This window comes from Meiothermus rufus DSM 22234 (genome assembly GCF_000423425.1).
GTDB lineage: Bacteria > Deinococcota > Deinococci > Deinococcales > Thermaceae > Meiothermus > Meiothermus rufus.
On record NZ_AUHY01000034.1, the window covers coordinates 23,560 to 29,830 of the forward strand.

At 61.3% G+C, this 6,271-nt stretch carries 7 protein-coding genes and 1 pseudogene; 4 read left to right on the forward strand and 4 right to left on the reverse strand.

The features are described 5' to 3' along the window. Positions 1 to 7 precede the first annotated feature (7 nt). The 4 genes from G552_RS0107795 to G552_RS0107810 are packed head-to-tail and all read left to right on the forward strand — an operon-like array spanning position 8 to position 3,723. A complete protein-coding gene (locus G552_RS0107795) occupies positions 8 to 868 on the forward strand; it encodes a phosphatidate cytidylyltransferase (protein WP_156890697.1) in 861 nt (286 codons plus the stop codon). 42 nt (positions 869 to 910) lie between these two features. Continuing rightward, positions 911 to 2,044, forward strand: coding sequence for a 1-deoxy-D-xylulose-5-phosphate reductoisomerase (gene dxr, locus G552_RS0107800; protein ID WP_027882532.1), 1,134 nt, complete (start codon positions 911 to 913; stop codon positions 2,042 to 2,044). A gap of 22 nt (positions 2,045 to 2,066) precedes the next feature. After that, complete coding sequence (locus G552_RS0107805) at positions 2,067 to 3,080, forward strand: M50 family metallopeptidase (protein WP_027882533.1); 1,014 nt, start codon at positions 2,067 to 2,069, stop codon at positions 3,078 to 3,080. 1 nt (position 3,081) lies between these two features. Beyond that, positions 3,082 to 3,723: a glycosyltransferase family 2 protein gene (locus G552_RS0107810; RefSeq protein ID WP_027882534.1), complete on the forward strand. Its 642-nt coding sequence runs from the start codon at positions 3,082 to 3,084 to the stop codon at positions 3,721 to 3,723. 65 nt (positions 3,724 to 3,788) lie between these two features. Here G552_RS0107810 and G552_RS0107815 read toward each other — a convergent pair whose 3' ends face one another. From G552_RS0107815 to G552_RS0107830, 4 genes and pseudogenes are all read right to left on the reverse strand, one after another. Next, a complete protein-coding gene (locus G552_RS0107815) occupies positions 3,789 to 4,472 on the reverse strand; it encodes a DsbA family protein (RefSeq protein WP_027882535.1) in 684 nt (227 codons plus the stop codon). A gap of 39 nt (positions 4,473 to 4,511) precedes the next feature. Next, positions 4,512 to 5,450 (reverse strand): polyamine aminopropyltransferase, encoded by a 939-nt coding sequence (gene speE / locus G552_RS0107820; protein WP_027882536.1) that lies wholly within the window; start codon positions 5,448 to 5,450, stop codon positions 4,512 to 4,514. A 38-nt stretch (positions 5,451 to 5,488) separates the two neighbouring features. After that, entirely contained in the window at positions 5,489 to 5,884 is a 396-nt protein-coding gene (gene speD / locus G552_RS0107825; RefSeq protein ID WP_027882537.1) for an S-adenosylmethionine decarboxylase, read from the reverse strand. A 14-nt stretch (positions 5,885 to 5,898) separates the two neighbouring features. Beyond that, a pseudogene (locus G552_RS0107830) lies at positions 5,899 to 6,271 on the reverse strand (integrase core domain-containing protein); the annotation flags it as partial.

Sequence of the window (6,271 nt, forward strand, 5' to 3'; positions counted from 1 at the left end):
TTTTACCGTGCAGCGCCCTACCCCTTCCGACTCCTCTCTGGCTTCCCGCGTATTCTCTTCGCTGGTTGCACTACTGGTCTTGTTTTTGGTCATCCTCGAGGGCCGTATTTTTTTATTCGCTGCTTTGGTTTTTATCTTGGTGCTGGGCTCCCTCGAGCTGCGCCACATGCTGCGCAACAAGGGTGTTGAGCTTAACATGGCCTTCCTCATCGGGGGAGGGTTGGTCATGCTGCTGTTTAGCCTGCCCCAACTCCAGGATGCTTACCCTGGCGTGCCCTGGCGTGAAATTGCCCTGGGGCTGGTTTTGATCGGGGCTTTTAGTGCAGAGCTGGTCGCTGGGGCCAACATCCAGCGCTTTGCCTACAGCCTGATGGCCTTCCTCTACCTGCCCTGGACCCTGGGGTTTTTCCTGCTTTTGCGCCACTCACCCAATAGCGATATAGGCACCTGGATTCTGGTTCTGCCCCTCTTGAGCAGTTTTTCCAACGATATTGGCGGTTATTTTGTAGGTCGCTACTTTGGCCGGCGCAAGCTGGCCCCTACGATTAGCCCGGGCAAGACCGTGGAAGGGGCTATCGGGGGGATTGCCGTCAGCTTGTTGCTCCTATTCCTGTTTACTACCGTGGTGCGCTCAGCCTACCCAGAGAGCCCCTTTGCTTTATTCCGCCCCATCGAGCTTTTTGCCTTCAACCTGGTGCTCTCCTTCGCGGCCCAGCTCGGCGATCTGACCGAGTCGATGCTCAAGCGCTACTGTGGGGTTAAGGACTCGGGCCATTTCCTCCCCGGCCACGGGGGACTTCTAGACCGGATGGACTCCCACCTATTTACTGTACCCCTTACGTACTATTTGCTGACCATCTTCATATAGGCCCATCTCCAACGCCCGTGTCCAAGGTACACTGACGAGAGGATGAAGCATACCTCCAAGCGTGTTGTGGTTCTTGGCTCCACCGGCTCGATTGGCACCCAGACCTTAGAGGTGTGCCGCTGGCGGGGCTACCGGGTGGTGGGGCTGGCCGCAGGTCGTAACCTCGAGTTGCTGGCAGAGCAGATTAGCGAGTGGAGACCCGAGGTGGTGGCGGCCGATGCCGCAATTGCCGCCGAGTTGCGCCAACGCTTTCCTGGCTTGCGCCTGGCCGAAATGACCGAGGTCGCAGCCTGGCCAGCCGATGTGGTGGTGGGGGCCATTCCTGGCCTGGCCGGTCTGCCGGGGGTTCGGGCGGCGGTGCAACAGGGGCGGCGGCTGGCCCTAGCCAACAAGGAGAGCATGGTGGCCGCGGGGCCCTTGCTGTGGCAGGAAGCCCAGCAAAGCGGCGCCGAGATCATCCCGGTGGACTCTGAGCACTCGGCCCTTTTCCAAAGCCTGGTGGGCGAGCCTTTCCAGGCGGTGGCCGAGCTGATCCTAACCGCCTCTGGGGGGCCGTTTCTGTGGGAGCCTGCCGACTTGAGCAGGGTTACACCGGAAATGGCCCTGAAACATCCTCGCTGGAAGATGGGGCCCAAGGTGACCATCGATTCCTCTACCCTGTTCAACAAGGGCCTCGAGGTGCTTGAAGCCGTCCAGCTTTTCCGTCTGCTCATCGATCAGGTTAAGGTGCTGGTGCATCCTCAGGCCTATGTCCACTCTATGGTGCGCTTCCAAGACGGCAACCTCAAGGCCCAGCTGGGCCCTACCGACATGCGTTTGGCCATCCAGTACGCCCTGACCTACCCTGAGCGCCCCCCCACCCCCCTCCGTGATGCCCCCATTCCCGAGCGCTTGGAGTTCTTCCCTCCCGACCTTGGGCGCTTTCCAGCTCTGGCTTTGGCCTACCAGGCCGGGCGGATGGGGGGGCTGGCCCCAGCAGTGCTCAACGCGGCTGACGAGGTGGCGGTGGAGGCCTTTCTCAAGGGGCAGATCGGCTACCTGGAGATTACCCGTATACTGGAAAAGGTGTTGCAGCAAACCCCCAAGGCCCCGCTAAGCTGGGAGAATATCTACCAGGCCGACCTCGAGGCCCGCCGCTGGGCCCAGGCTGCCCTGAAAGCGAGGGCCCGATGGTGAGCCCTACCCTTGGGAGCAAACGATGAGCCTGTTGTGGTTTCTTTTGATTATCTCCCTTAGCATCTTTGTCCATGAACTAGGCCACTACCTGGCCGCCCGCGTGCAGGGGGTAGGGGTCAAGAACTTCGGAGTAGGGTTTGGCCCTACCTTGCTGAAGTTTGAACGCTGGGGAACCACCTGGCGGCTCAATGCCATTCCGCTTGGGGGCTATGCCGAGATTGAAGGCATGATGCCAGGGGACACCCACGGCTACGCCCGGATTAGCAGCCTGGGTAAGTTTTTTATTTTGGTGGCGGGGGTGGTGATGAACCTGCTGCTGGCCTGGGGTGTGCTGGCTACTCTGGCTGCCGTGCAGGGCATCCCCCAGACCCGGGCCGAGGTGACCGAGGTCGTGCCCGGTAGCCTGGCCGAGAAAGCCGGTTTTCAGGTAGGCGACCGCATTCTCAGCCTGAACGGGGAGCGGCTCGCCTCCTTCGACCAGGTGACCCGCTTCCGCCAGGGGGTAGGGGAGAAGACCTTCGAGGTGCTGCGCGGCGAGGAAACCGTCATCCTGCGCTTTTATTGGGATGGACAACAAGAGCGGCTAGGCATTGTCTACCGGCCCGAGGTGGTGGGCTATACCCGCCTTAACTTCTTCCAGGGTTTCGCTCGAGCCGTGGGAGAGACGATTGTGGTGGTGCCCCGCTTTGTGCAGGAGTTTGTCGGCAGCATAGCCCGCATTTTGCTAGGCCAGCAGGCCCAGGGGGTGGCCGGGCCGGTTGGGATCGTGGGCATTACAGGGCAAGCGGCCCAGCAGGGCCTGGTGTCTTTGGCCAGCCTGTTGGCGGCCATCAACCTTTCCCTGGCGGTCTTTAACCTGCTGCCCATACCGGGGCTGGACGGGGGTCGTATTTTGGTGTTGCTGCTCAACACCCTTACCGGAGGGCGAATCCGCCCCGAGCTCGAGGCCCGCCTAGCCTATGGGGGCTTTGTTTTTCTCATCCTTTTGATCATGCTGGTGACCATCAACGACATTCGTAATCTGGTTGGTGGGTAATATGCGCCTATCGGACACCACTGTGCTCATCCCAGCCTACAACGAAGCGGCCCGCATCGGGCGGGTGGTGGAGGTGGCGCGGCAGGCCGGCCTGCCGGTGTTGGTGGTGGACGATGGCTCGAGCGATGCCACCGCCCAGGCGGCAGCCCAGGCCGGAGCCCAGGTACTGCGGCTCAGTCAGAACCAAGGCAAGAGCCAGGCCCTAGCGGCGGGGTTAGCCCAAGTACAAACACCCTATCTGCTCCTACTGGATGCCGACCTGGTGGGCCTCAAGGCAGAACACCTCGAGGCCCTCCTGGCCCCGGTGCGTAGCGGACAGCTAGACATGGCCATCGGGGTTTTCCGCTCGGGCGGCCTGATGACCGATTTTGGCAACCGTGCCACCCCGCACCTGTCTGGGCAGCGGGCCTGTACCACCCGTTGGCTCAAGAGCGTGCCCAACCTAACCGCGGGCCGCTGGCCTGAGCCGGCCATCACCGACCACCTGGCCAAAAGCCGGGCCCGCTGGGCCTACGTGGAGCTGCTGGGGGCAGGCCAGGTCATGAAGGAGCAGAAGCGGGGATTGTGGAGAGGGCTGGCCATGCGATTGCGGATGTACCTCGAGCTGCTGCGCTACCGGCTGAAGAGCCCTTTTCGAGCCTGACTTCACCCCTCCACGGATCGAGGAAGCGGCACGGCCTTCTTTGGCCGTGCCGCTGGGGTAGGGCCTTAGGGCTTGGCTGGGCTGCTGGACCCCCCGGTGTCCGCAGGGGTTTCGCCAGCAAGGGCCTTGTCCAGAATCTCGCGCCAGCTAGCGTACGGACGCTGTCCGGTGTACTTTTCCCCGTTGATGAAGAAGCTGGGCGTGCCGGTGAGACCCAAGTCGCTGGCCAGCTTCTGATCGGCGAGCACCCCCACGCGCTTGCGCCCGGAGCGGAGGCACTCCGTAAAGGTGGCCGGAGCGATGCCAATCTGGCCGGCTAGGTCGGCAAAGTAGCTGTCCAAGGCGCTTCCGCTGAGGCCGGCCCATTGCAGTTGGGCGCGGAACAACGCCAGGTGGTATTCCACATATAGATTCTGCTCCGCTGCGCAAGCCGCGGCCTCACCCGCCCGGATGACGTTTTCCTGGCCGCCAAAGGGGAAGTCGCGGAAGATGTAGCGGATTTTACCGGTATCGATGTAGTCGCGCTTGATGAGGGGAAAGACCTCGTTGGCGTGGTCGCGGCAGTGCCCACAGAGGTAGTTGGAGAAGTCGACTACGGTTACCTTGGCCTCGGGGTTGCCAATGACAAACTTGGCACCCGCTGCAGCATCCGCGGGGGTAGCGGTGGGCTTAGGCCTGAGCACCAGGAAGAGCAGAAGAGCGACCACCACGGCTAGGGCAGCAACGATGAGAAAAAGGGTTCTTTGCATGGTTTGGATTCTATAGCACGGCCATGAAAAATGGACAAATCAGGCCTTGGTTTGCATGGCCTTGCCATCCTCGGTAAGCCAGAAGGGGTTGGCGTCACGAGAGACCATGGTTTCGGTGGCGATGGCCTCCTTGAGGTCCTTGGGTAGTACAAACATAGCCTCGATAAAATGGGCGTCCAGGTGCCTTAGAGGGAGGCTGCGCTCCTGAATGCGGGCCTCGAGCACCCCTTCGCTCAGCCCGGTGATGTCCACCGCGTCGGAGGCTACGATAAAGCCGAAGTTCAACATAAAGCCCGGAATGTAGTTGTGGTAGCTACGGGTGTGTTTGAAAACCTGGCTGACGGTGCGATGAACCACTGGGTGCATTCGGTGATGGGTCAACAGAATCATGCCCGCCTGCATGGACAATAGCCCGCCGGGGTTGAGGCGGTGCTTGATGAGCTGGTAAAACTCCACGGTGAAGAGCATCCGGGCGGGGTTATCCTCGCCTACCGGGTCGTTGAGGTCCACGATGATGACGTCGTAGGTCTCAGGGTGTTGCTCGAGCCAGGCCCGGGCATCCTCGATGACTACCGTGGCCCTGGGGTCCTCGAAAGCCCCCTGATGCCATTCGGGCAAGAGCCGGCGGGCCATCTCCACCAGCTCGCCGTCGATGTCGCACATCACCGCCTTTTCCACTGTGGGATGCCGCAGCACCTCGCGCAGGGTGGCGCCCTCACCTCCCCCCACAATGAAGACCGACCGCGGCTGAGGGTGGGCCAGCAAAGCCGGATGCACCAGGGTTTCGTGATAGATGTACTCGTCTCGCTCGGTGGATTGCACATCCTTGTCCAACACCAGCACCTTGCCAAAGGCGGGTGTTTGAAAGATGTAGTAGTCCTGGTAGGGGGTTTTGCCTGCCGCTAGCACCTGCTCCATGCGGCGGTAGATGGCCTCGTAAGGGGTTACCGGCTCGAGGTAGTACATTCCGTACGCCATAAATCCTCCACAGCAAAGAACCCAGGGGCTTTTTGGCCTTACGGCTGGGCTCGAGGGGGCCGCCGTTTGATCGGGTGTGCACCACCCCGCCAGAGGCGAAAGGCCGATTCTTCTCGGGCACCAAAAGCCCGGGCTAGCCCGCGTAGCACTGCTTCGGGGTCTACATCGGCTTTGTAGAAGTACAGGTCAAGGGTAGCCGAGCCATCGTCTTCTGGCCAGGTGTGCATCATCACTGCGGCTACCGGCGAGAGTACTGCGGCCGACAGCCCCTGGGGGTAGAACTTGTAGACGGTAGCTTGGATGCTTCCCGAAGGAGCCCCTAGCTTGATAACGGCGTCCTTCAGGGCCAGCTCGACCAGTTTGGGGTTTTCCAGTACCTCCAGGTTGCAGCCATACACCTCGGCAACCCAGCGGCCTCCAGCCACAGCAGTCACGGCTGTTTATCCTATCACACCTGGTTCATTTTGGCTTTGTAATCGGTCAACACATGTGAGACTGGGGAACCGACTCCTCCTGCATCATAGCTAAATACTCCAAGGGAGCAAGACCCCCCAGGGCCATGTGAGGCCTTCGGCGGTTGTAGTGGTCCAGGTAGGCATCCAGCTCTGCCTGTAGCTCGCTGAGCCGGGGGGGCAGAGGCCGGGGATAGAGCTCCTCCCTAAAGGTCCGTTGCACCCGCTCCACGTGACCATTGAGTTTAGGACTCCTCGGCGGCAGCACAAACAAGGCAATCCCCAGAGCACAGCAGGCCTCCTCAAACTCGGCCATGAACTCGCTGCCCCCATCCACCTGGATGGCCCGGATGGGAAAAGGGGTCCTGG